Genomic DNA, 269 nt, shown 5'->3' on the forward strand with positions numbered 1-269 from the left:
TGGTGGTGCCGCTGACGTCCAGCGCGCCGGCTTGTGTGATCGCACCGTTGCCGCTGATGGCGACGAGGTTGCCGGCAATCGTGCCTTGGCCGAGGTTGAGCGCGCCGTTAGACGTGGCGGTCAGCGCGGCGGTGTCCAGCGCGCCCAGCGTCAGCGCGCTGTTGCTGCGCACCTGCGTAGCGCCTGCGCTCAGGCCCACCGTGCCGCCCAGTTGGTTGCTGGCGTGGCTGAGGGTAACGGCGTTGCTGCCAGCATTGACGGTCAGCGCA

At 69.5% G+C, this 269-nt stretch carries 1 protein-coding gene; it reads right to left on the reverse strand.

The window, feature by feature from the left end; translation table 11 throughout:
• On the reverse strand, positions 1-269 hold a 269-nt coding region (locus ACG02S_RS26325; RefSeq protein WP_394473454.1), incomplete at both ends, for a hypothetical protein.

The organism is Pelomonas dachongensis (genome assembly GCF_043555865.1).
In the GTDB taxonomy this organism is placed as follows: Bacteria; Pseudomonadota; Gammaproteobacteria; order Burkholderiales; family Burkholderiaceae_C; genus Pelomonas; species Pelomonas dachongensis.